This is a genomic window from Planctobacterium sp. AWH2_060 (assembly GCF_056158425.1).
Map to the genome: position 1 here is coordinate 5,139,071 of NZ_JBSWTG010000001.1, position 22,909 is coordinate 5,161,979.

Annotated in this window: 21 protein-coding genes and 1 other RNA gene; 14 read left to right on the forward strand and 8 right to left on the reverse strand. The window is 44.1% G+C overall.

Annotation, left to right across the window (positions count from 1 at the left end; translation table 11 throughout):
- The first annotated feature begins 179 nt into the window (after positions 1–179).
- Positions 180–2,063, forward strand: a complete 1,884-nt coding sequence (locus ACXAD8_RS22275; RefSeq protein WP_475232575.1) for a SurA N-terminal domain-containing protein — start codon at positions 180–182, stop codon at positions 2,061–2,063.
- A gap of 64 nt (positions 2,064–2,127) precedes the next feature.
- Here ACXAD8_RS22275 and ACXAD8_RS22280 read toward each other — a convergent pair whose 3' ends face one another.
- From ACXAD8_RS22280 to pspF, 6 genes are read right to left on the reverse strand one after another with little or no spacing between them, the layout of a single operon-like run.
- Positions 2,128–2,919, reverse strand: coding sequence for a peptide ABC transporter ATP-binding protein (locus ACXAD8_RS22280; RefSeq protein ID WP_475232577.1), 792 nt, complete (start codon positions 2,917–2,919; stop codon positions 2,128–2,130).
- Positions 2,916–3,911, reverse strand: a complete 996-nt coding sequence (locus ACXAD8_RS22285) for a peptide ABC transporter ATP-binding protein (RefSeq protein WP_475232579.1) — start codon at positions 3,909–3,911, stop codon at positions 2,916–2,918. The genes ACXAD8_RS22280 and ACXAD8_RS22285 overlap by 4 nt, the downstream gene beginning before the upstream one ends.
- On the reverse strand, positions 3,911–4,804 hold the full coding sequence (locus ACXAD8_RS22290; protein WP_475232581.1) for an ABC transporter permease subunit: 894 nt from the start codon (positions 4,802–4,804) through the stop codon (positions 3,911–3,913). The genes ACXAD8_RS22285 and ACXAD8_RS22290 overlap by 1 nt, the downstream gene beginning before the upstream one ends.
- Positions 4,791–5,771, reverse strand: coding sequence for an ABC transporter permease subunit (locus ACXAD8_RS22295; protein ID WP_475233062.1), 981 nt, complete (start codon positions 5,769–5,771; stop codon positions 4,791–4,793). The genes ACXAD8_RS22290 and ACXAD8_RS22295 overlap by 14 nt, the downstream gene beginning before the upstream one ends.
- 47 nt (positions 5,772–5,818) lie before the next feature.
- Positions 5,819–7,444, reverse strand: coding sequence for an ABC transporter substrate-binding protein (locus ACXAD8_RS22300; RefSeq protein ID WP_475232583.1), 1,626 nt, complete (start codon positions 7,442–7,444; stop codon positions 5,819–5,821).
- Positions 7,434–8,537, reverse strand: coding sequence for a phage shock protein operon transcriptional activator (gene pspF / locus ACXAD8_RS22305; RefSeq protein ID WP_475232585.1), 1,104 nt, complete (start codon positions 8,535–8,537; stop codon positions 7,434–7,436). The genes ACXAD8_RS22300 and pspF overlap by 11 nt, the downstream gene beginning before the upstream one ends.
- A gap of 199 nt (positions 8,538–8,736) precedes the next feature.
- On the opposite strand from pspF, the gene pspA reads away from it, so the two are divergent.
- The 6 genes from pspA (at position 8,737) to maiA (ending at position 13,240) form a co-directional block, all read left to right on the forward strand.
- Positions 8,737–9,408 carry a phage shock protein PspA gene (gene pspA / locus ACXAD8_RS22310; RefSeq protein WP_475232587.1) on the forward strand — a complete coding sequence of 224 codons (672 nt, stop codon included), beginning with the start codon at positions 8,737–8,739 and terminating at the stop codon, positions 9,406–9,408.
- Positions 9,409–9,442: 34 nt separating this feature from the next.
- Positions 9,443–9,679, forward strand: a complete 237-nt coding sequence (gene pspB, locus ACXAD8_RS22315) for an envelope stress response membrane protein PspB (protein ID WP_475232589.1) — start codon at positions 9,443–9,445, stop codon at positions 9,677–9,679.
- A 2-nt stretch (positions 9,680–9,681) separates the two neighbouring features.
- Positions 9,682–10,113, forward strand: a complete 432-nt coding sequence (pspC, locus tag ACXAD8_RS22320; RefSeq protein WP_475232591.1) for an envelope stress response membrane protein PspC — start codon at positions 9,682–9,684, stop codon at positions 10,111–10,113.
- Positions 10,114–10,260: 147 nt separating this feature from the next.
- On the forward strand, positions 10,261–10,635 hold the full coding sequence (locus ACXAD8_RS22325) for a hypothetical protein (RefSeq protein WP_475232593.1): 375 nt from the start codon (positions 10,261–10,263) through the stop codon (positions 10,633–10,635).
- Positions 10,636–10,999: 364 nt separating this feature from the next.
- A complete protein-coding gene (locus ACXAD8_RS22330; protein ID WP_475232595.1) occupies positions 11,000–12,532 on the forward strand; it encodes a TyrR/PhhR family helix-turn-helix DNA-binding protein in 1,533 nt (510 codons plus the stop codon).
- A 54-nt stretch (positions 12,533–12,586) separates the two neighbouring features.
- Positions 12,587–13,240 carry a maleylacetoacetate isomerase gene (maiA, locus tag ACXAD8_RS22335; RefSeq protein WP_475232597.1) on the forward strand — a complete coding sequence of 218 codons (654 nt, stop codon included), beginning with the start codon at positions 12,587–12,589 and terminating at the stop codon, positions 13,238–13,240.
- Positions 13,241–13,267: 27 nt separating this feature from the next.
- Here maiA and ACXAD8_RS22340 read toward each other — a convergent pair whose 3' ends face one another.
- On the reverse strand, positions 13,268–13,735 hold the full coding sequence (locus tag ACXAD8_RS22340; protein ID WP_475232599.1) for an Lrp/AsnC family transcriptional regulator: 468 nt from the start codon (positions 13,733–13,735) through the stop codon (positions 13,268–13,270).
- Between the two features lie 269 nt (positions 13,736–14,004).
- Between ACXAD8_RS22340 and ACXAD8_RS22345 the strand changes: the two genes are divergently transcribed.
- On the forward strand, positions 14,005–15,060 hold the full coding sequence (locus tag ACXAD8_RS22345; RefSeq protein ID WP_475232601.1) for a Glu/Leu/Phe/Val family dehydrogenase: 1,056 nt from the start codon (positions 14,005–14,007) through the stop codon (positions 15,058–15,060).
- 83 nt (positions 15,061–15,143) lie between these two features.
- Positions 15,144–15,240: signal recognition particle sRNA small type (gene ffs / locus ACXAD8_RS22350), an RNA gene on the forward strand.
- 13 nt (positions 15,241–15,253) lie between these two features.
- Here ffs and ACXAD8_RS22355 read toward each other — a convergent pair.
- A complete protein-coding gene (locus ACXAD8_RS22355; protein ID WP_475232603.1) occupies positions 15,254–15,538 on the reverse strand; it encodes a late competence development ComFB family protein in 285 nt (94 codons plus the stop codon).
- Positions 15,539–15,721: 183 nt separating this feature from the next.
- Here ACXAD8_RS22355 and ACXAD8_RS22360 point away from each other — a divergent pair, with 183 nt between their 5' ends.
- The 5 genes from ACXAD8_RS22360 to ACXAD8_RS22380 all read left to right on the forward strand — a co-directional run bounded on the left by ACXAD8_RS22360 (position 15,722) and on the right by ACXAD8_RS22380 (position 22,697).
- Positions 15,722–16,816 carry a tryptophan 2,3-dioxygenase family protein gene (locus ACXAD8_RS22360; RefSeq protein WP_475232605.1) on the forward strand — a complete coding sequence of 365 codons (1,095 nt, stop codon included), beginning with the start codon at positions 15,722–15,724 and terminating at the stop codon, positions 16,814–16,816.
- A 233-nt stretch (positions 16,817–17,049) separates the two neighbouring features.
- A complete protein-coding gene (locus ACXAD8_RS22365; RefSeq protein WP_475232608.1) occupies positions 17,050–19,698 on the forward strand; it encodes a TonB-dependent receptor in 2,649 nt (882 codons plus the stop codon).
- Between the two features lie 141 nt (positions 19,699–19,839).
- The gene (locus ACXAD8_RS22370) at positions 19,840–20,760 is read left to right on the forward strand and encodes a class I SAM-dependent methyltransferase (RefSeq protein WP_475232610.1); all 921 of its coding nucleotides are present in this window, start codon (positions 19,840–19,842) and stop codon (positions 20,758–20,760) included.
- Positions 20,757–21,728, forward strand: a complete 972-nt coding sequence (locus ACXAD8_RS22375) for a sulfotransferase family protein (RefSeq protein WP_475232612.1) — start codon at positions 20,757–20,759, stop codon at positions 21,726–21,728. The genes ACXAD8_RS22370 and ACXAD8_RS22375 overlap by 4 nt, the downstream gene beginning before the upstream one ends.
- Positions 21,729–22,697 carry an aspartyl/asparaginyl beta-hydroxylase domain-containing protein gene (locus tag ACXAD8_RS22380; protein ID WP_475232614.1) on the forward strand — a complete coding sequence of 323 codons (969 nt, stop codon included), beginning with the start codon at positions 21,729–21,731 and terminating at the stop codon, positions 22,695–22,697. It begins immediately after the preceding gene.
- The last annotated feature ends 212 nt before the right edge of the window (positions 22,698–22,909 follow it).

Below are 22,909 nucleotides of genomic sequence, written 5' to 3' on the forward strand. Positions count from 1 at the left end.
GGGCGTTAACTCGCCCTTTTTTGATCCTAAATTTTAATCATCTGTCGCCCGCGATTTATTCCTTTAGCAAACGCCTGTCAAAAGTCCAAAATTATTCCAATTTCTGGTGTGCAAATCGGCTCGGTGTTGCGGTATAATCCCGCGCGAATTTGATTTTGAGGTGATGAAGAGAAAGCCTAATGTTGGAAAAAATAAGAGAAGGGGCCACGGGAATAACGGCTAAGATTATTCTCGGTATTATCATTCTGAGTTTTATATTTGCTGGTGTTGGTGGTTATATCAATTCCAGTACAGATAGTGCTGCGGCCACAGTTAATGGTGAAGAGATTAGTGCTTCTGCATTTGAAAAAGCCTATCAGTCAGAACGAGGCCGAATGGAAGCGCAATTGGGTGATACGTTTACGCAATTGGCCGCCAATAGCGAGTATCTGAAGAGTTTTCGCGAAGGCGTATTGCAACGTCTTATCAACGATAAGTTGATGGATCAGAAAGTCAGAGAATTGGGAATTCGCGTTAGTGACGCTGAATTACGCGAGACTATTGTCAATATGCCTGAGTTTGCTGTTGGCGGTGAATTCAATAATGACCGTTATCAAGCAATTTTATTGCAGGCGGGTTATACGCCAGCTGATTTCAGAGACTATTTACGCGGCCAGATGGCGCGTCAGCAACTGGGTAGCGCTTTAGGCCAGTCGGACTTTGCTCTGAACTCAGAAGCTGAAATGTTGTTAAAGATTCAAAATGAGACTCGTGACAGTCGCTATTTTGAAGTGGGAGCTGCCTTATTTGAATCAGAGGTGGAAATCACTGAGCAGGATATTAACGATTATTATCAAGCCAATATTGCCCAGTTTGATACAGAAGAAAATATAGATCTGGCCTATGTCGAAGTACAGGTGAGTGACTATCTGGAAAATGTGAGTATCGACGAGGCTGATGTAGCTTTGTTTTATGAAGAAAACCTGAGCAATTATAAGACCGAAGAAGAGCGCAAGGCTTCTCATATCCTGGTGGAGTTTGGTGACGACGAGCAGGCCGCGCAAGAGCGTGCTGATGCAATCTTGGCAAGATTGAACGATGGTGAAGATTTTGCTGAACTTGCTAAAAGCGAATCAGACGACAGCTTCAGTGGTGAAAACGGCGGAGACCTGGATTGGTTAACTCGTGGAGTGATGGACACGGCCTTTGAGGATGCTGTTTTTGCCTTAGCTGCTGAGGGGGACATCACCGACGTTGTGCGCACTGATTTCGGTTTCCACATCATTAAGTTGACAGGTATTAAGCTAGAGTCAGTAGAAGAGTTGGAAACAGTACGAACTGATATCGAAGCACAGTTAAAACAGGAAGCTGCACTTGAACAGTACCTGGCAGTACAACAAACCATGTCACAACTGGCTTTTGAAATGCCCGATTCTCTGGAAGAAGTTGCTGCAGCCGGTAATGTTGAAGTTAAGACGCTGTCTTCTGTGACTCGTTCACAGGCACCAGCTCCTTTTGATGATGCAATTTTGCAGAGCAAGGCTTTCTCTGAAGAGTTGATTGAAGACAAAATAAACAGCGATATCGTAGAATTGAACGACGAGCACTTTGTGGTTTTCCGGGTAACCGGGCACGAATCTGAAAGAACGCTGCCTATGGCTGAAGTTCGCGACGAAATTGTAGCCGCGTTGACCTCTCAGAAGGCTCAGGAGCTGGCATTGCAGTGGGCTGACAATGTCATTGAGCGCCTGAAGGCCGGTGAAGGTGTAGACGAGTTGTTGGCTGAGAAAGCACTGAGCTGGTCAGAAGAACAGGCGGTAGAGCGTTATTCTGGTGCTTTAAATAGCTCATTGAGTGCTGAGCTGTTCAAACTAGGAGAGCTGCAAGCTGCGCGTGCTGTAGAATTAAATAACGGCAATGTCGGTGTAGTACAATTGCTGGCAATTAATCAACCTGAAGAGCTGGACAGTGCAGAATTACAAGCTACGCAACAGCGCTTGAGTTCTAATTTTGGTCAATCCGGGTTTACAGCGCTTTTAGAAGCCCTGAATGCCAAAGCTGAAGTAACTACCGTTACTCAATAATATACTTTTTAAAGAAGCGGCGGGCACGCCGCTTTTTTATCCCTTGCGGAAATTCTGCATTTATTCAATCTAAAAGTTTACTGAGCACCAGTGACTGGTGGGCGGTTAACAGCTTTTTCATATAATCACTTTTAGGCCAGTTAAACACGACATCTGTTTTCCCTGACTCGATTACTTTTCCATTCTGCAGTACCAAAACCCGATCACTAATATGGCGTACAATCCCCAAGTTGTGGGATATAAAGATATAGCTAAGCCCCAGCTCTCGCTGTAGACGCATTAGCAGGTTTACCATTTGTGAGCGCACCGAAGGGTCTAAAGCGGCAAATGGCTCATCTGCAACAATTACCTGTGGGTTCAGAATAAGGGCCCGGGCCAATACCACACGTTGCCTCTGACCATCAGAAAGCATATGTCGGTAAAAGTGGGCGTGCTCCCGTAACAATCCAACCTGGCGAAGTGTTGCCGATATCTTTTCTTTCCGCTCCTGGGCGTCCAGGTTAGTGTTTAATTTAAGCGGTTCGTCCAGGATTGTGCCAACGGTCAACGCAGGGTTCAGTGATTCTTTGGAGTGTTGAAATATCATGCGGATATTCAAACTGCGTTGCTTCAGATTGCGATGTCGCAACTTTTGACCATTCAATAATATTTGCCCGGAGCTGGGGGTTACTACGCCGGTCAGTAAATTGGCTAAGGTGCTTTTACCTGAGCCATTATCGCCGATGATCGCCAGTGTTTCTCCGGCATTAAGTTCAAAGTTAATAGGGCCAATGACAAATTTTTCAGCTTTTTGCCACCAATTTTTTCTGACTTTACGTTCGAATTCCAGATTCTTGACAGTTAATAAAGCGGTCATTTTAGTGGCCTGTGGAGCGGGAAGTGGCAGCTGTAATAATGGTTATGGATGTGTCTTGGCGCTGGGATTTTTACACACTCCTTTTGTGCTCTTGGACATCTTGGCCCTAACCGGCAACCAATGGGTAAATGCTGCAGCGTGGGGATGGTACCGTCCAACGCTGACAGATTGGATTTGGGCAACAGATCTTTACTAAAACTGGGTGCGCTATCCAACAGCGCTTTCGTATATGGATGCAGAGGTCTTTTACGCAAGTTGCTCATACGGCCGCTTTCGACACTTTGCCCGCAATATAGTACGGTCATGGAGTGGCACATTGAAGATATTGCCAGCAGGTCATGGCTGACAAACAAGATACTGAGGTTGCGGTTTTGGTTTAAGCGAGACAAGAGTTTCAGGATCTGGCTTTTGATGGTTGTTTCCATTCCCATGGTGGGTTCATCGGCAATCAGCAGCTTGGGTTCTGAAACCAATGCCATCGCTATCATGAACTTCTGACAGACATCATCTGAAATCTGATGTGGAAAACTGGACAAGCACAGTTCATGATTTTTAATGCCAACTTTGTGCAGTTGTCTGGATACCATCAGTTTGCGCTTTTCCTGGCGTTGCCAGAACCAACCTTTACCCACCAAATGATCTGGAATGTTTTCTTCCAGTTGTTCCCCCAGGGAAGCGGTGGGATCTAGTGAGCTAACCGGATTTTGAAATATAACGGCGATATCATCTTTGGTGATCTTACGCCGTTCCTCTTTTGACATACCGAGTAAATCGTTGCCTTTCCAGTTAAGGCGATCGGCGGTCAGGGTCCAGCTGTCGTTAATAGCACCAACGATAGATTTTACTATCAGACTTTTTCCTGAACCAGATTCGCCCACCAGAGCCCGGATTTCACCTTCATCTATGGTGAGATTGACCTTATCAAGTGCTTTTACCCGCCCGCCAGCGGTATCAATTTCCAGGGTCAGGTTCTTAATATCGAGTAATGGCATCAGTACTTCAACCTGTTTCTGAGAGCTGAACGCAAGCCATCGCCCACTACATTAATGGAAACAATGGCGATAAATATAGCCGCTCCCGGCGCAGCAATGCTCCAGGGGGCGATATAAGCAATATCCAGCCCTTCAGAGAGCATCGCTCCTAGTTCCGCATAGGGCGATTGCACACCGAGATTGAGAAATCCCAGTGCACTGATATCCAGAATGGCAATGGACAGAGCGAGCGTGCCATGTACTACCAACATTTCAACCATATTGGGCAATAACGAAAACAAGAAAATTCGCGCCGGCGAAGCACCATCCAGGCGGGCCGCAATCACATATTCTTTGTTAACCTCGGTCCTGACAAAGTCCCTTGTATAGTGAATAAACTGCGGAATTAAAGCCAGGGTTATGGCCCACATTGAGTTTACCAGGCCCGGACCCAAAATCGCTACGATAATGATGGCAATTAACAGTGTGGGAATGGCCATCATGGAATCTAACAGATGGTTAAGAATACTGCTGCGCATGCCGGTGTTCATGCCAGCAAAGGCACCAATCAATACACCCACTAACATAGCAACCAGCACTAAAAAAACACTGATGCCGAAGGTGACCCTACTGCCGTGAATTACACGGGTCAGCACATCCCGACCAAGACCATCGGTGCCCAACACATGAGAAATTCCACCATTGCCGTCCCAGGCTGGGGGCACCAAAAGCGCATCCGTATTTTGCTCTAATGGCGAATAAGGGGTTATGAACGGGCCGAGAATTACAATTAAAGTAATGCTGGCCAGCACACACAGCCCGATAAAGGCTATGTGGCTTTTCCGAAACTCATACCAGGTCTGGCGCAATGGAGACGGAAATTGTTCTTCCTGATACAGATTAGATTTTAACACGTTGTCTGTACAACCTCTGTGGGTCTATGATTTTATGTACGATATCAATAGACACTGTAAAAATGACCACCAGACTGGAAACCGCCAACATACCGCTGCGAATTGCCGGATAGTCACCCTGATAAATTGCCTGGATCAGCCAGTTGCCAATGCCGGGCCAGGAGAAAATACTCTCTACGATCATGGCATTGGTGAGCAAGGTTGTAAATTGCAATGCTAATTGCGGCATAATCGGGATGATGGTATTGCGGATACCGTGTCGCAATATCACCTGGTAGCGATTTAGCCCCCTTGCTGTGGCGGCTTTGATATATTCACTGCTCATCACTTCTATAACTGAGCGCCGGGTTATCCTGAGAATAATGGTGCTGGTAACGATGGAAATAGATAATGTTGGTAGAAACAAGTGCCTCAGTGCATCATTGAAAGCGTCCCACTTATAGCTGACATCTGAACGGATGATGTCTATTAAGATAAATCCGGTATCTATTGGGATGTCGTAAAGTAAACTGATACGGCCCGAAATCGGAAACCAGCCCAGTTGCAATGACAGAATCAGAATAAGTATTAACGCCAGCCAGAAAACCGGTATTGAATAACCGATGAAGCTGATGGATAAAACACTGTAGTCCGCCAATTTGTTGTGGCGTAGCCCGGCAAGAAAGCCTAGCGGAATGCCTACAATCAGCGAAACAAATAAGGCGTAAGCACTCAGCTCAATGCTGGCCGGAAGGAAAGTGGTTATTTCTTCATACAGCGATTGATTCGAGCTGAAACTCAGCCCCCATTCACCTCGCCAAAGCAGCTCCAGATAGGCAACAAACTGCCAGAATATGCCTTCGTTTTCTTTGTACAAAGTGGCGTAAAGTTGGCGCTGTTGCTCTGATTCAAAATGAATGCCGGTGAGATTAGTCAGATAATCACCGGGAAACAAGAAGGCCAGACCAAATGAAGCCATGGCCAACATGAATAAGGTGAATATTAACAGGTTGAGCCGACGTAGAAAGTAAAAGCTCACTGAGATATCTCCACATCACCGAAGCGAATACCACCAAATGGATTGATATCCAGGTTTGACAAACCCTGTCGATAAGCCTGAAAACGATAGGCATGAGCAATGGGTACAATCGGAATTTGGTCAGCGATGATGGCATTCGCAGTTTGATATAGCGCTGCTCTGGTATCTGTGTCGGAATAGGTGAGTGCCTCATCAATAATCTCATCAAAGGTTTCGTTGCACCACCTCGCTCTGTTGGTACCGGAGTCAATGGCTGCACAGCTCAGCACCGGGCGATAAAAGTTGTCGGGATCACCATTGTCAGCAGACCAGCCAATCAAAACAGAATCGTGAGCGCCACTTTCTAATCTTCTTCTAAAAAGACTCCATTCAAAGCTGATAATTTCCACATTGATGTCCAGTTGTTCCAGGTAGCCCTGAATAAGCTCTGCCATCATTGTGGCATTGGGGTTGTAGGCACGTTCGATAGGCATTGCCCAGATATTCATGGTAAAACCCGGTTCGATGCCGTTTTTGCGCAGCAGATCCTTAGCTAACACCGGGTTATAACTATTATCTCGTAAATCATCCTGGAAAGCCCAACTACTGGGTGGTACCAAGCCATTGGCTTTTACCGCACTGCCAAAATAGACCGCCTCTAGTAGGGTAGATTTATCGATCGCCATGGCCAGTGCACGCCTGACTTCCGGATTGTCAAATGGTGGTTTACTGGTATTAAATGCCCAGAAGCCCACATTTAGCCCAGGCTTCTCGTCTAATACCAAATTGCTTCGGTCACGAATAATATCCAGTTCACTATGTGCTGGTAATGACATGACATCGCATTCACCGGTCATCAGTTTGGCAAGCCTTAAAGAACTGGAGGGAGTGATATCGAAAATCAGTTGTTTGATGGCCCTGTCATGCTTCCAATAAGTTTCGTGTTTGGTGTACCTGATGAATCTGTCTTTGCGGTAATCGACATATTTAAAAGGGCCGCTGCCGATGGGTTGTTCATCCAGCAATTCAGGTTGATTTTTCTCCAACAGAAACTCTGCGTATTGACGCGACAAAATAATGGCAAAGTCTGTGGCGAGATTGGCCAGAAAGGAGCTATCCGGCTTGTTGAGATCGATCACTATGCGGTAGCCATTGATGCGCCGTACATCCTTGATGAGTTTATCCAAGCCAAGGCTGACAAAGTAAGGATAGCCGCTGACATCAATATCGTGATACGGATGAGACTCTAATCGCCAGCGGTTGATGCTAAAAATAACATCGTCGGCATTGAGATCACGGGTTGGGGTAAAATAATCTGTGCTGTGAAACTTGACTTGCTTGCGCAGTTGAAAGGTATAACGCAGACCATTTTGACTGACGCGCCAGCTTTCCGCGATGCCAGGTATAATTTTACTGTCCTTGGGGTCAAACTCTAGTAGTCGGTCGTAAAGCTGGTGAGACGTGGCATCAACTGTGGTGCCTGAAGTATCCAGTTGCGGATTGAAACTGGTGGGGCTGCCCTCTGAACAATAGATCAGTCCATCTTTTTTGAACTGAATTTCCTGATTCCCACCACAAGCAACCACGCCCAATATGGTGGCCAGGGTGATACAAATCTGACGATATAGCGATTTACTCTTCAACTGAAGTGTCCAGCAGGTTATATTTTTTCAGATATCCTCTGAGCTGATGGTAGGTCAGGGATAACTTATCAGCGGTTTTTTTCTGGTTGTAGTGACTATCGGCCAATGCCTGCTTAATCATATCAATTTCGTAGTTCTGACTCAGCTCTTTTAAATTCACCGGAAATTCAAAATCAAAACCGTCTTTGCTTTCGGCTACAGGCTTGGTCATTTGATTGGATAGCGGGGCGGTGGTTGTGTGCTCCAGCTCGACAGGCTGTGCCGACGGTACAGCGATCCTGTCTTGAGTTTTAATTCGGGTGCTGGGGCGATATCTGGATTCAAACGGGTCGATAATAATTTCATGCACCGGAACGTAAGGGTTATTGGTTCGGTATACCGAGCGCTCAACTACGTTTTTAAGCTCGCGGATATTACCCGGCCAATCGTACTCCATAAGCACTCGTTTGGCTTTTTCGGTAAAGCCGCTGAACAACTCTAACTCCATTTCACGAATCATATTGATAGCGAAGTGTTCTGCGAGAATAATGATATCTTCACGCCGTTCACGCAGAGGTGGCAGGGTAATAACATCAAAAGCCAGCCTGTCCAGCAGGTCGGCTCTGAATTCTCCTGATTCCGCCAGCGTTGGCAGGTCTTCATTGGTGGCAGCTATTAAGCGTACATCAACTTTAACTGAGCGAGAACCGCCGACGCGCTCGAACTCACCGTACTCTATAACCCTCAGTAGTTTTTCCTGAATCAGGCCAGAGGTGTTGGCCAATTCGTCTAAAAACAAGGTGCCATTATGAGCAACTTCGAAGCGTCCCTCTCTGCGTTTGCTGGCGCCGGTAAAGGCACCCGCTTCATAACCAAACAGTTCCGATTCTAACAGCGATTCGCTCAGAGCCGCACAATTAAGCTTGATGTAGGGCTGATCCCAGCGTTTGGACAAATAATGTAATCTGGCTGCTACCAGCTCTTTACCAGTGCCTCGTTCTCCGATCACTAAAACGGGTTTAGTTAAGGTGGCAATCTGAGAAATTTGTTCCAAAACTTCCAGAAAGCTATTAGCCTGACCGATTAAATTATCTTGTTGGCGATATCGACTCATGAAAAACCTTATTATTTGGTGTATTTAACCAATTTGTGGTTAGATGACAATAATAGGACAAATCTCTTTGAAATGCTAAGCCAAATAACACTATGTAATTCAATGGTTTAAACAAAACTTTAGTTTGGCCTGTTATTTGAATAACAAACTCCAACATTTTAGCAATCAGAATGAGATAAAAACTAAGAGGTAAATTATTATGGGTATTTTTTCTCGTTTTTCGGATATTGTAAATTCAAATATCAATTCGCTTCTGGATAAAGCGGAAGATCCTGAAAAAATGGTGCGCTTAATTATTCAGGAAATGGAAGATACATTGGTAGAGGTGCGTTCAGCGTCAGCTAAAACCCTCGCCAATAAAAAGGATATCACTCGTCAGATCGAAAAGATGGAGCAGGAATCTCAGGATTGGGCTGCTAAAGCTGAACTGGCGTTAAGTAAAGATCGGGAAGATCTGGCTCGTGCCGCATTACTGGAAAAGAAAAAGTGTCAGGAGCATGCCGAGAGTCTCAAACACGAATTGGGCTTGCTGGATGAGCAATTGAGTAAACTTCAGGCAGAAGTTGAACAGTTGCAGGAGAAACTGGCAGATGCTAAATCTCGTCAAAAAGCCATTATTATGCGCCAAAAAACCGTGAGCTCGCGTCTGGAAGTTAAAAAGCGTTTGGACAGCAGTAAGGTTGACGATGCCATGGACAGATTCGAGCGTTACGAGCAAAAAATCGATAGCCTGGAATCACAAGTGGATGCTTATGACCTTGGCAAGAAAACCCTGTCAGACGAATTCGCGGAGCTGGAGTCCGAGAATAAAGTGGAAGATGAACTGGCGGCGATGAAAGCCAAACTAAAAAAATCTAAAAAAAGCCAGTAAGTAATTGAATAATAAGACGCAGAGGTAACTGACCGTGGAAGATGTCATTGGAATTATCGTCGCACCAATTGTTGTATTTTTAGTGATTGTTGCGCCTATTTGGTTAATTTTACATTACCGCAGCAAGAAACAGTTAAGCCAGGGGCTGTCTGAAGCTGAAATTAAAACTCTCAATGACCTGGCGCGTCAAGCCGAAGGAATGGCAGATCGCATTAAAACTCTGGAAGCAATATTGGACGAAGAATCTCCAGAATGGCGCAGTAAGGTGTAGTTATGAGAAAAGAACTGTACAGAGATACTGAAAAAGGAAAGGTAGCTGGTGTTTGCGCTGGACTTGCCGACTACTTTGGATGGGAGTTGTGGTTGGTTCGAATCATTTTCATCTCTGGGTTTTTATTGACCGGCTCCTTCTTCTTTATGGCCTATATTATTGGCTGGTTCATATTGGATAAAAAGTCAGATAAGGAAATCAAAAAAAGCGCCTTTGCCGTCGCAGCGGATAAATCAAAAGGCTGGGTTTCTAATCTTGGCGAGGATGCCAAGGTGGAAGTCAAATCCAAAGTTTGGCAGGCAGGAGAGCCTCCCAAACAGGCTTTCAGAGATATTCACAATCAATTTGGAAAGTTGGAGCTAAGATTGCGAAAGTTAGAATGTTATGTGACATCATCCGAATATCAGCTAAACAGAGAAATCAACAAGCTCTGACCCAACTACAAAAACCTCTGAACCACAGAGGTTTTTTGCTTTTACTTATAAATTCACTCCTCTTATTCCATTTTTAATTCAACCATTCAGGGTTGTAATTCAATCAGAACTCAGTGAGCAGGGTATAAATCGATAAAGGAGATAACCTTGACCAACCCTTTACCATCTCTGGGAATTTTTTGGTGTTATCGACAAAAGATCATCGGTGAAAAAGTCGCTATGACAAGTTGTGGAACAGACTCCTTAGGTATTATGGATAGTCCATTACAGCACTTGCACAGTTGGGAGGAGAAGCAAATTTATTGGTCCCAGTTTCCCGAACTATGTGATACCGAATACCAACAATTACCCAGAGGGCGGGTGGTATTCAACATTCGAAAACAATTATTTATAGTGTATGCAGATAAAAGTTTGCTGCGTCCATCTATGCAAAATCTGATAACGGAATTTTTCGCTATACCCGCTGTATCTTGCAACTGGCGGATTGATCCACACTATCGACAATTCCCCGCAAGCATATAGTGATTTTCTGCCTGGATGCCAATTTACAGGTCGCTGTGTCCGTTCCAAAACGCACTCAGTTGGCCCATTTCATAGAACAGATGACCTGGGTACAGCAAGCCATAGTTGCATGCACTGATTTTAAGCCATTAGTGACTGAAATGTGCGATGAAAAACTGTTGAAATAACACCGCTCAGCTCACTAAAACTACCATGTTAATGTCATTCATTTACTGGTCAGCGTTCTCTGAAAGGAAGACTCAATAAAGGCTTACTCAAATATTTCTATAATATGAGATTTTTGTTACTCACTGATGCTTCCTTTTTGAAGGGTAATAAGATAAATTTGTAACATTATCTTTACAATAGATTTTGGGGTAACAAAGTGCGTCTGGAGATTACCTGTCACGATAGACTCGGTATCACCCAGGATGTGTTGGACATCTTGGTTAAATACAATATTGATCTCAGAGGGATTGAGATCGATCCCAGCGGAAAAATATTTCTCAGCTTTCCTAGCATAGAATTTAACGAGTTCCAGCATTTGATGCCGGAAATCAGAAAACTCAGTGGCGTAACAGATGTAAAAACCACACCGTTTATGCCAATTGAGCGGGAACGAAATGAGTTAACTGCAATTTTAGAAACTTTGCCTGATCCGGTTTTTTCAGTGGATGCTAAAGGTAAAGTCATGCTCATAAATGACGCTGCCGCTTCCAGTCTGGATACCGACCGCAAAAGTTTGTTGGGTACCCATGTTGCTGAACTAGTCAAAGGCTTCAATGTCGTTAAATGGTTGGAAGGACGTGATATTGGCGTTCAAACCCATAAAGTGAAATTTGTAGAGCAGGATTTTTTGGCGGACTTTTTTCCAGTGTATGTGCCGGATTCGAACAAGGTTTCTATTTTGGCCGGAGCGGTAATCCTGTTGAAGTCAGAATTCAGATTGGGTCAGCAATTTAGTGCGTTTCATCAGTCTAGCGAGGAAAGTTTTAATCATATTCTAGCCCAAAGCCCGGTGATGAAACGCGCCATAAGAGAAGCTAAAAAGTTTGCTGAATCATCGTTGCCATTGTTGTTTGCAGGAGAAACCGGTGTTGGCAAAGAGACGCTGGCCAGAGCGGCTCATACCGTTAGTCCGGGCCGTGATAAGTCATTTGAACAGGTTGTAGTTTCGGGTCATTCACCTGAAGTATTGGACGAAATTTTGTTTGGCAGTGAAGAAGTCACGGGACTTCTGAATAATACTGATATAGGCACCGTTTTGCTCAAAGAGGTGTGTGAACTTGCCGAGTCAACGCAAGCCAAATTGTGTGCCTGGTTGGAGCATACTGAACATAGCCGCAATAAGACGCTGAATAAGGACGAAGAACTGCCGCGATTGATGACAACAACGCAACAGGATTTAAGTCTGAAAGTAGCCGAAGATAGCTTCAGAGAAGACTTATATTTCAGGCTGACATCATTGATTATCCTGGTCCCTTCTTTAAGAGAAAGAAAAAGCGATATCATCGGTTTGGCTGAGTATTTTCTTAAGCAGCAAGCGATGAAAATGGGCAAGCGGGTTCCTAAATTATCCCGATCTTGTGTTGATTTATTGCAGTCTCACGCCTGGCCCGGCAATGTCAGGCAATTGGAAAATACCGTGTGCAGAGCCTTGTTGACCGTATCAGGGCGGGAAATCCACAAAGAACATATTCAGTTACCCGGTGCGGCATCGAGCTTTAACTTTTCCTCCAATGACTTTGAAGGCACCCTGGATGAAGCGGTTAAAAAGTTTGAAAAATCCCTGTTGCGCCAGCTTTACCCCAGTTATCCCAGTACCCGACAGTTAGCGCGTAAGCTCGGTTTAAGCCATACTGCTATCGCCAATAAATTGCGAGAATATGGCATTAGCCGGAAAACTATTAAAATATAATTCGTTCTAAAGTGACCGAAGAAGTCACTCAGTATTAAACGACAGGAGAAAGATATGAAACTGTATGGCTATTGGCGCTCTTCAGCCAGCTACAGAGTTAGAATTGCGTTAAATTTGAAAGAGATAGAGTACGAATACCTGCCTGTTCATCTGGTAAAAGATGGTGGGGAGCAACACAGCAGCGAATACAAAATGCTGAATCCAGCAGAGCTGGTGCCTACATTGGTGGACAGCGATAATGAGTTAGATATTATTCTTAATCAGTCTCTGGCCATTATCGAATACCTGGACGAGCGCTTTCCTGAAATTAACAAACTGATCCCGGATCATAAACTGGACAGAGCCAGAGTCAGAGCGGTGGCCTATGACCTTGCCTGTGATGCCCAACCAATTCAAAATTTGAGAGTGTTGCAGTATCTGGAGCAACATTTCGATGCTGATCAAAGTGCCAAAAGTGCGTGGGCTAAACATTGGATAGAGCAGGCATTTGCTTCAGTCGAAAGACGTATTCAGAACACGGCTGCCGATTATTGTTTTGGCTTTAATGTCTCAATGGCTGATGTGGTATTAGTACCTCAGTATTATAATGCCGAAAGATTTGGTGTTGATATGACCCATTATCCGCTGATTCAAAGAGTCGTCGACAACTGTAATAAACTGGATGCTTTTAAAGAGGCTGCGCCTGAAGCGCAACCTGATGCTCAATAGCGAACATACTTAATAGAGGCTAGCGCGTTATTGTGATTTAATAGGAAGTTCAGTTGTGTTTTTCACCTGCTTCAGTGCAAACGTTGAACTCAGGTGATCAACACAAGGCAGGTGCGTTAGCTTGGACTTTAATAATTGTTCGTATTCTTCGATACTTTCTACAATCACTTTCAATAAATAGTCTTTTTCACCACTGGTGGTATGGCATTCAATAATTTCTGAAATATCCTGAACCGCTTCCTCAAAAGCATTGAGTGATTCAGTGTCATGATTTTTTAAGGTCACGTAAATAAAAACGCTGACACCCAGGTTTAATTTCTTATTGTCCAACAGTGTGACTTTGCTTTTAATGATGCCTGCGCTTTCCAGTTTTTTTACTCTGCGCCAACAAGGGGTGTGTGAAAGACCAACCAATTGACTGAGGTCGGCCATAGAAACGGTAGCGTCTCTTTGCAGTACTCGTAAGATTTCACGATCAAACTTATCTAATTTCATGTAGGGGATAGGTTTTTAAAATTTTGTGAAAGGTAACAGGAATTTTCTATTTCAGAAAGATTTTTAGTACAAAAAGCGCTTATAACCGTTATTTTTTGAGGAAATTGGATGAAAGATCTTAATTCCTCAATTTGTTCAAATTGGCATGGAATATTTTCCTTACAGCTATTCTGGTCTTACCCCGTTTTTTCTTTGAGATCCCAGGTTACGAGTGTGTCAAAATAAGTACAATCCAGATAACGCAATAATAAACAAAAAGAAAGAATCCTATGTCTGTATTTGAACATCATGAATTTGATCAACACGAGAAAGTGTTATTTTGCAAAGATAAGTCGTCGGGTTTACAGGCGATTATTGCAGTTCATAACACCAACCTGGGTCCAGCGTTAGGCGGATGCAGAATGTGGAACTATGCCGATAGCAGTGATGCACTCACTGATGTCCTTAGACTGTCTAAAGGCATGACCTATAAAGCTGCAATGGCCAATCTGAAACTCGGTGGCGGCAAAGCAGTTATTATTGGTAACCCGCATTCCGATAAAACCCCTGAAATGATGACGGCAATGGGGCGTTTTGTTAATACGGCTCAAGGTGACTACATCACAGCTGAAGACTCAGGGATCAGCATTGATGATTTGAATCAAATGGCTAAGCAAAGTGAATATGTGGCAGGCATTCATTCCCGCTACAGTTTTCATGGTGGTCATGCCGATGGTAATCCGGCCCCGGCCACCGCCTATGGTGTATTTGTGGGACTGAAGGAATCCGTAAAGTACAGATTAGGAACCGATTTAAAAGGCCTTAAAGTGGCTATCCAGGGCTTGGGTCACGTTGGTTATAGATTGGCACAGCACCTTAAAAATGAAGGGGCAGAGCTGATTGTTACCGATATTTACGAGCAACAATTAAAGCGCGCTGAATCTGAATTGGGGGCTATTATTGTGAGCCCTGAAGAAATTGTGCAGCAAAATGTAGATGTGTTTGCACCTTGTGCCTTGGGCGCAGTACTTAATGAGCGCACAATTCCGCAGTTAAAATGTAAAGTTATTGCTGGCGCCGCTAATAACCAACTGGCGAAAGAGGAACACGGCAAGTTGCTGATGGAGTCTGGTATTCTCTATGCCCCGGATTACGTACTAAACGCTGGTGGTATTATCGACATTTATCATCAGAATCAGGAAGACAGCAGTGCAGAAGCTCTGAAGGCCCATTTGGAAGGTATCGCTACAACATTACGTGAAATTTACACTCGCGCTGACGCCGAGCAGCTACCCACAAATCAGGTGAGCAACCTTATTGCCGAAGAACGATTCGGCAAAAATTAACGGCGAATTTACGGGGATTGAATTCTATTTGCAGTCCCCGTCTTAATTGGGCATAATACGCGCCGCGATTTCAATGGCGGTCCTGTTGGTCCTCCCGCAATGATAATTTGTGAACTCGGTCAGGCCCGGAAGGGAGCAGCCGCAGCAAATGACTCATGTGCCGGGATGTGGCTGGCGGGATTGCCACCCTCTATTAGCTTTGTGGGCTTTCCCCGCGACTTTCTCTTTCGTCTAGTATTTTTATCCCGATATCAATGGCTTCCTCCACTTCTTGTTCCATTTGAATTCTCTCCAGCTGGGGGAGGAAAAACGCCATATCCACTTCGTATCTGATGTACCTGGGAGGCACTTTGTTTAGCGCCAGACAGCACAAGTCAGCAATATAATCAGCGCTTTTGGTTCTGGGTAAATTGAGCTGTTCGATGCGCTCTAAAACCAGGTGTTCATAGTAATTGTGAATATCATCATCGAGTTTCATGGCAGCCCACTGTGGTGTTAAACTTAGTAATTAAAAGTTGACATTGTGGCAAAGAAAACAAGCTTACAGATTGAATCTTTGAAACAGTTTTAACCTATCTTTTTATATAGACTAGCTTACTTCAAAGAGCAACATACTCTGACCCGGAGATCGTTGCTGTAATCAGTCGTGCAGGAGAAAAGAATGAAAAAAAACACGACCCCGGTTTATTACGGAGATTATCTGCATTTGGACCGTATACTGAGTGCTCAGGAACTCCAAAGCGAAAAATATGCAACCGCAGCACATGATGAAACCCTGTTTATTATCGTGCACCAGGTGTACGAACTTTGGTTTAAACAGATATTGCATGAACTGAGCACGGTAATTGATGTGTTTTCCCAACTGTCAGTGGAAGATCATCAGTTATCCACCGTGGTGCACCGTCTGAATCGCGTGATTAAAATTCAGAAGTTGCTGAATGATCAAATCAGTGTAATGGAAACCATGACGCCGCAAGAGTTTTTGTCTTTCAGAGATTACCTTGTGCCTGCATCGGGATTCCAGAGTATCCAATTTAAAATGTTAGAGATTGGACTTGGCTTAAAATCGCAATATCGCATTGATTTTGACAAACAGTCGTTTTATCAGCGATTGGAAGAAAAAGATCGCCAATTTCTTCAGGACCTGGAGAAAAAACTAAGTTTATTTGAATTGGTTAATGCCTGGTTAGAGCGATTGCCTTTATTGGATTTTGAAAACTTCAAATTCTGGCAGCATTATGAATCTGCCACTAAAGAGATGCTTAACAGTGACAGGGAAATCATTAAACAGAACAATATGATTTCCGACGAAGATAAACAAAAAGAACTGCAAGAGCTGGAAAAAACAGAAGCCAGTTTTAATGCCATCTTCGACGAAAGTTATTATGAGAAGGTTAGAGCAGAAGGGCATTTTAGACTGTCACAAAAAGCATTGATGTCAGCGTTATTTATTCATCAATACAGTGAAGAGCCGGTGTTTAATTTACCGTTTCAGTTTTTGACTTGCCTGACTGAAATTGATGAAAACCTGACATTATGGCGCTACCGCCACGCCATGATGGTACAAAGAATGTTGGGAACTAAAATAGGCACAGGTGGTTCATCTGGCCATGAATACCTGAAAAAAACGACGGAATCAAATCGAATCTTCAAAGATTTTTTTAACATGGCGACGTTTTTATTACCTAAGGAGGTCTTACCAGTACTTCCCGTTAACGTAAAGAAAAACCTTGGCTTTTCATTATCTTCGGTTTAGCCTTGTTACAAAGTGTAAAGGAAAAGTTACGGTAAACGAAATGTAAGGGAATTGTAAATTTGAACTTTCCCTGATTTTTAAAAAGTTTTCAGCTTGACCCCGCTCTTTTCCTTTGTGTATATTGTTTGCGGGTTCACTACCCGTTAGGTTCACTACCTAACATATAATCGCCGCAACACTAGCGGCAATAACACTAAATAAATTAAAAAATTAGTGGTCCAGGGAGACAACACATGTATATTAAATCCAAACTGGCTAAGTCAGTTCGACTAGCTCTGGCTGTTGGTGCCGTTTCTACAGCTGCGATCAGCGGCAACGCAATGGCTCAAGAAGAAGCAGCTCAAAACGATTCAGTTGAAAAAATTTCTGTAACTGGTTCTCGTATCAAGCGTTCTGACTTAGAAGGTTCTTCTCCAGTTCTTTCTATCACTGCAGAAAACATCAAGCTTGAAGGTGACTTCACTGTAGCTGACGCTCTGCGTAGCTCTTCGCTGAACTCTTTCGGTTCTTTCTCTGAGCGTTCTGGTAATGCTGCTCAGTCTCAAGCAACTATTAACCTGCGTGGTGCAGGTTCTCGTCGTACTTTGGTTCTTTTGAACGGTCGTCGTTTCCCAGGTTCTCCAACCTTGGGTGGTGCTTCTGCTAACCTTAACGCTATCCCAATGGCTGCTGTTGAGCGTATCGACATCATGACCGACGGTGCATCTGCTGTTTACGGTTCTGACGCGATGGCTGGTGTTGTAAACGTTGTATTGAAAGAAGACTTCGAAGGTCTGACGTTTAACATTGGTGCAGGTCACCGTGACCAGGACGAAGGTACTACTTCAAATGAATTTTCAATCGTTGGTGGTTTCTCTAACGATAAAGGTAACGTGACCTTCGCATTTGACCATCAGAAGCGTAAAGGGATTTCTGACGGTGCACGTCCTTACACAGCTGCTAAAATCGGTGACTTCGACGGCGACGGTGACATCCAGGCTTACACAGCAGATACCGATGGTTGGTCTTATTACGGTGCAACAGTTCTGACTCCAGACTTCTCTCTAGCTACAGCGTCACCTTTGTGTGATGACTTAGAAGCAGAATACGGTTCTGATACTTTCCGTACAGTAAACGCTGACACCGATTGGGGTCCAGGTTCTACTTACTGTATGTTTGCTTACGCAAACGTCTCTTACAACACCGCATCTATCGATCGTAATACTTTATACGTAAATGCTGACTATGAGTTGGGCAATGGCGTTGAGTGGTTTGGTCAGGCAATGTTTGTTCAAAATAGCTCTTTCGGTCGTTATGCTCCACCTGCTGCAGCCTGGCAAAATATGAGTGCTGATAACCCTCATAACCCGCACGGTGTTGACGGTGCATACGGTCTGTTCCGTTGGGTAGGTATCGGTAACCGTGACGGTAACGTAGATGACTACAATCAGGATTACACGACTGGTTTCCGTGGTGAGTTGGACTGGAACAATGCTACATGGGAAGCTTACTTCCATTACAATATGGCTGATAACAAGAGTGTTGGTGAATACTACCTGTCTTACGGTGGTCTGGCTTACAACGAAGCTAACGGCATTGACTTAGGTTCTGAAGCTGGTACTAACAACATGAAGGCCACTACGCTGACTCAAGGTACTGCAGTTCTGAATCATTTGTTTGCTGGTATGAGCTTCGATATGTTTGAACTGCCTGGCGGTACAGCTGGTCACTACATCGGTGCAGAATTCATTGAGCAAACTTATGCCGATATCTATGATGGCCAGTCAGAAGCTGGTTTGGTAGGTGGTTCTGCAGGTAACTCTGCTGCAGGTGAGCGTGATATAACTGCTTTCTTCTTCGAGTCTTTGTTGCCAGTAACTGACGAGTTAGAAGTTAACATAGCAGTTCGTTACGATGATTACTCAGACTTCGGTGATAACATTGCACCTTCATTATCTGCACGTTATCAGGCAATGGATAACTTAGTATTACGTGCGTCTTATTCTGAGTCATTCCGTGCCCCTGGTCTGGATGAGCTGAATGCAGCTACCAGCTTCTCTGCTGAAGCTGCAACTGACTTTGCGTTCTGTGCAGCTCAAGGTACAGCTCCAGAAGATTGTAACGAGCGTCAATATGACACTTATTACAAATCAAACAAGGACTTAGGCCCAGAAGAGTCTGAGTACACTAACTTCGGTGTGGTTTGGGATGTTAATGATAACTTCGGTGTTAAAGTCGACTACTTCAACCTGACTATCGATAACGTAATTCAGACTAAGACCGTACAGGCGCTGTTGGATGATGAAGCTTCTGGTAAGCTAACTGCATTGGCTGTTGGAGCTGATACTTCTAATGAAACATTCTACTTGGTGCGTTCCTCATCTGGAACTTTAGTTCAGGCTGGCACTGGTTATTTCAACGGTATTGGTTTTGAAATCGAAGGTGTCGATTTAACGTTCAACGCTAACCTTGAAACTGGTTTCGGTGACTGGTCATTCAGCAACACTAACAGCTTCGTATTATCTTACGAAGAAGAGCGTGGTGGTGCGATTGAAGACACTGCTGGTTGGTCTGGTCAGCCTGAGTTCAAATCAGTTGGTACTCTGGCTTGGAGCTTGGGTGACCACTCTGCTTCTTGGAACGTAACTTATACTGACAGCACTTCAGAAAGTGACTTCCAAGACACTAATGGTAACTGGGTTAACGATGGTAAGTTGGACAGTTGGTTAATCCACAACGTGACTTACACTTATAATGCAGGTGCTTACGGTGCGCTTACTTTCACAGTTAACAACCTGACTGATGAAGATCCAGTATTGACCTCTACAGGTCAGTGGACTGACCAAGACTTGTACAACAACTTTGGTCGTGACTATCGTGTGAGCTACACTATCAGCTTCTAATCACGATTAGACAATCCATCTTAAAAGGCCGTATTTACGGCCTTTTTTATTGTTTAAACGTTTGCAAAGTGTTTAAACAATAAAAGTTAGTTACTAGATTCTGGCAACGTGACAACAAGAACCTGAAGGTAAATTAATAGAATGAGCGATTATTGGACAGAATATTGGAAACATGGCCATCTGACGTCTTTTGGCAGTGTTTTCCAAAACAATTATCCAGCAATATTAGCGGATGGTTGGAAGCACTGGTTAAAAACGTTGAGATCACCTGGTTTGGTTTTGGATATTGGCACTGGCAACGGTGCTTTAATTGACATGGCCCTGGATACTGTACCTACAAGCACTCAGCTACTAGGCGTTGATGCAGCAGAGTTGTCAGTGTCTGATAATTTGAAGTCACAGACAAATGTCAGTTTTTTGGAAAAAACTAAAGCAGAAAACCTGCCTCTGGAAGATAAGGCTGCGTCAGCTGCGATGGCGCAGTTTGGTCTTGAATACGCAGACCTAAAGAAAGCTGTGCCAGAAATAGCAAGGGTGTTAACTGCGGGTGCTAACTTTCGCTTTATCACCCATTTTCAAGGCTCGATGATATTAAAACCCAATCACGAAATTTTAACTGCGGTAGATTATATCCTTAAGAAAAACGGTTTGATTGACAAAATAAGCAAACTGGTTAAAACCCTGCACAAGCAGGGGGCGGGTAGCAGCGCTGCAGAGAAAGCCAGAAATCAACTCAATGAACAACTGGGGGCTTTTTTAAAACTCTGTACAGATGAAGGGATACAGGGAACAAATCTGCAACAGTTCTTAAAATCGGTAATGGATCCTAAACAGGTTGAGAAAACTAAAGTGGCTATGTTGGCTTCCTACAAATCTGAGATGATGACTTTGCAAAAACGACTCAAAGATCTCACTAGTGCCGCTTTGTCAGAATCTGAAATTAGTGACCTCAGACAGCTTCTGCAAACTTCAGGGCTAACTGTTACAGCCGACAAGCCGGTATTAACTGAAGAACAGCAAACGCTGGGCTGGTTATTGGAAGGTGTTAAGGCCGAGACGTGATTGAGCGCCCTATAATTATACTTTCGTCCCCCAGAGCCGGAAGTACATTATTATTTGAAACTTTATCTCAACACCCAGACTTATGGTCGATAGGTGGTGAAAGTCACGCCCTGATTGAGCACATTCCAGAGTTAAGTACCGTAGCAAGAGGGTGTGTATCTAACCGGCTGACTGAAAGTGACGCCACAGCCAGTATCGTTAGTACTTTACACTCGCGGTTTTTAGCTTCAGCAGTGAACATTAAAGGGGAACGTTATAGCTCCGGAGCTATTCGATTACTGGAAAAAACCCCAAAAAATGCGCTGAGAGTTTCTTTTTTCAATAAAGTGTTTCCAGACGCGATATTTATTCATCTGATAAGAGATCCGCGAGAAAACATCAGCAGCATTATAGAAGCATGGCGTTCTGGTCGTTTTATTACTTACCCCAATTTGCCAGGTTGGAATGGCCACTGGTCGTTATTGCTTCCGGATAACTGGCAGGCCATGCGACTGAAACCATTGCAATATACTGCTGCGTATCAATGGCAGCAGGCAAATCAGGCTATTCTGCAAGGCCTGGAGAATGTGCCACAAGAGCGACAGCTGACTCTGACCTATGATGAAATAAAAAATAACCCAGCATCCATGTTACAACAGATATGTGATGTCGCAGGTATAGAAAAGCAAGGCTTCGACAGGGTTTTACAAAATCCACTGCCATTGTCAAAATACACCTTAACAAGACCCGCCCCGAATAAATGGCGAAACAATGCCACTTTACTGGAGGAAGTAACGCCAATGGTTGAACCATTGCTTGAACAGCTCAATAGAAAATTGCTGTCAGTAGGAAAGGGCACTTATGAATTCGACTGTACAGCCTCATCAGCACAGATATTGCCAGAGGTGTTTTCCAACGTCAGTCGTAACGCACCTTGTCCTTGCGGTTCGGGTCAAAAGTTTAAAAATTGCCACGGGAAATTAGCCTGAATGAAGCTGCCACACGAATTTATTCAATTACCCATTTTATTTGATGTTCAAAAGATGGCTGAAGAGGTAAACCGTTTCGATAAGGAAATGTGGGTGCCTCATCATGAGGGGTTTGCTGGTAATTTTTCCATACCACTGGTTTCGGTCAATGGTCAGGATAACAATGAGTTTAAAGGGCCCATGGCCGTCACCCGACATCTTCAGCAATGTGCTTACCTTAAACAGGTTATTGCCAGCTTTGGTGAAGTCATTGGTCGCTCAAGATTAATGGGGTTAGCACCAGGTTGTGAAGTTCCGTTGCACTCTGATATTAATTATCACTGGTATAAACGGGTACGTATCCATATTCCTATCATCACCGAGCCGTCCGTCATCTTTCATTGTGGTGACAAGTCGTTGCACATGAAGCCCGGAGAAGCCTGGATATTCGACTCATGGAAATACCATAGAGTTGAAAATAACAGTGATGTTTTTCGGGTACATTTAGTGGTGGACATCTCCGGAGGGAGTAAGTTTTGGCGTATGGTGGAGACCAATGGGATTCCTTTTAATGAACAGGAAAGTCCATCGCAAAGTCGCTTCAAACAAATCCATTGGCAGGACAACAAACAGGTTCAGATCGCCACAGAACGATTTAATATGCCGCTGGTGATGTCTCCCGGTGAAATGGATGGACTGATTCATGATCTGTTAAATTATCTCGACCCAACAAAAGGTACGGAACAGGAACACGCTTTTTTCAAACAACAGGTGACCGCTCTGGGCCAGGATTGGCGTCTGTTCTGGTCACAATTTGGCTTGCGGGAAGAGGGATGGCGTCACTATCATCAACTGCGTATTAAAGCATTTGAGTCGGTCAAACACCTGGATAACCAGTTGTTTCTGGATAACGGTACTCAGGCTACACGCATGTTACTGCACTGTATAATTGATCCGGCGCTCAACCCTGAAGTTAAAGGTATGTATTAACCAGGGCGAAAGCATGAATGCTCATTGTGTGACCACAATGTGCGAAAGCTAAATATTTCTACTTTTAGATGAAGCTAAACTAATTCGTTTATGGTTTCAGTGAGGTCACAACTTGTTCGAAGTGCTAAACCCTATGTCCCTTTACGCGCAATAAACTGCGACATCAGTTCAAACAACGATGAGAGATATCAGGAATGATATCAAATACCAAT

Excerpts from the sequence above, each read along its gene's own strand:
- ACXAD8_RS22275 (WP_475232575.1), top strand. The coding sequence starts at position 180 with ATGTTGGAAAAAATAAGAGAAGGGGCCACGGGAATAACGGCTAAGATT.
- ACXAD8_RS22280 (WP_475232577.1), bottom strand. The coding sequence starts at position 2,919 with ATGACCGCTTTATTAACTGTCAAGAATCTGGAATTCGAACGTAAAGTC.
- ACXAD8_RS22285 (WP_475232579.1), bottom strand. The coding sequence starts at position 3,911 with ATGCCATTACTCGATATTAAGAACCTGACCCTGGAAATTGATACCGCT.
- ACXAD8_RS22295 (WP_475233062.1), bottom strand. The coding sequence starts at position 5,771 with ATGTTGGCCATGGCTTCATTTGGTCTGGCCTTCTTGTTTCCCGGTGAT.
- pspF (WP_475232585.1), bottom strand. The coding sequence starts at position 8,537 with ATGAGTCGATATCGCCAACAAGATAATTTAATCGGTCAGGCTAATAGC.
- pspA (WP_475232587.1), top strand. The coding sequence starts at position 8,737 with ATGGGTATTTTTTCTCGTTTTTCGGATATTGTAAATTCAAATATCAAT.
- pspC (WP_475232591.1), top strand. The coding sequence starts at position 9,682 with ATGAGAAAAGAACTGTACAGAGATACTGAAAAAGGAAAGGTAGCTGGT.
- maiA (WP_475232597.1), top strand. The coding sequence starts at position 12,587 with ATGAAACTGTATGGCTATTGGCGCTCTTCAGCCAGCTACAGAGTTAGA.
- ACXAD8_RS22340 (WP_475232599.1), bottom strand. The coding sequence starts at position 13,735 with ATGAAATTAGATAAGTTTGATCGTGAAATCTTACGAGTACTGCAAAGA.
- ACXAD8_RS22345 (WP_475232601.1), top strand. The coding sequence starts at position 14,005 with ATGTCTGTATTTGAACATCATGAATTTGATCAACACGAGAAAGTGTTA.
- ACXAD8_RS22355 (WP_475232603.1), bottom strand. The coding sequence starts at position 15,538 with ATGAAACTCGATGATGATATTCACAATTACTATGAACACCTGGTTTTA.
- ACXAD8_RS22360 (WP_475232605.1), top strand. The coding sequence starts at position 15,722 with ATGAAAAAAAACACGACCCCGGTTTATTACGGAGATTATCTGCATTTG.
- ACXAD8_RS22365 (WP_475232608.1), top strand. The coding sequence starts at position 17,050 with ATGTATATTAAATCCAAACTGGCTAAGTCAGTTCGACTAGCTCTGGCT.
- ACXAD8_RS22370 (WP_475232610.1), top strand. The coding sequence starts at position 19,840 with ATGAGCGATTATTGGACAGAATATTGGAAACATGGCCATCTGACGTCT.
- ACXAD8_RS22380 (WP_475232614.1), top strand. The coding sequence starts at position 21,729 with ATGAAGCTGCCACACGAATTTATTCAATTACCCATTTTATTTGATGTT.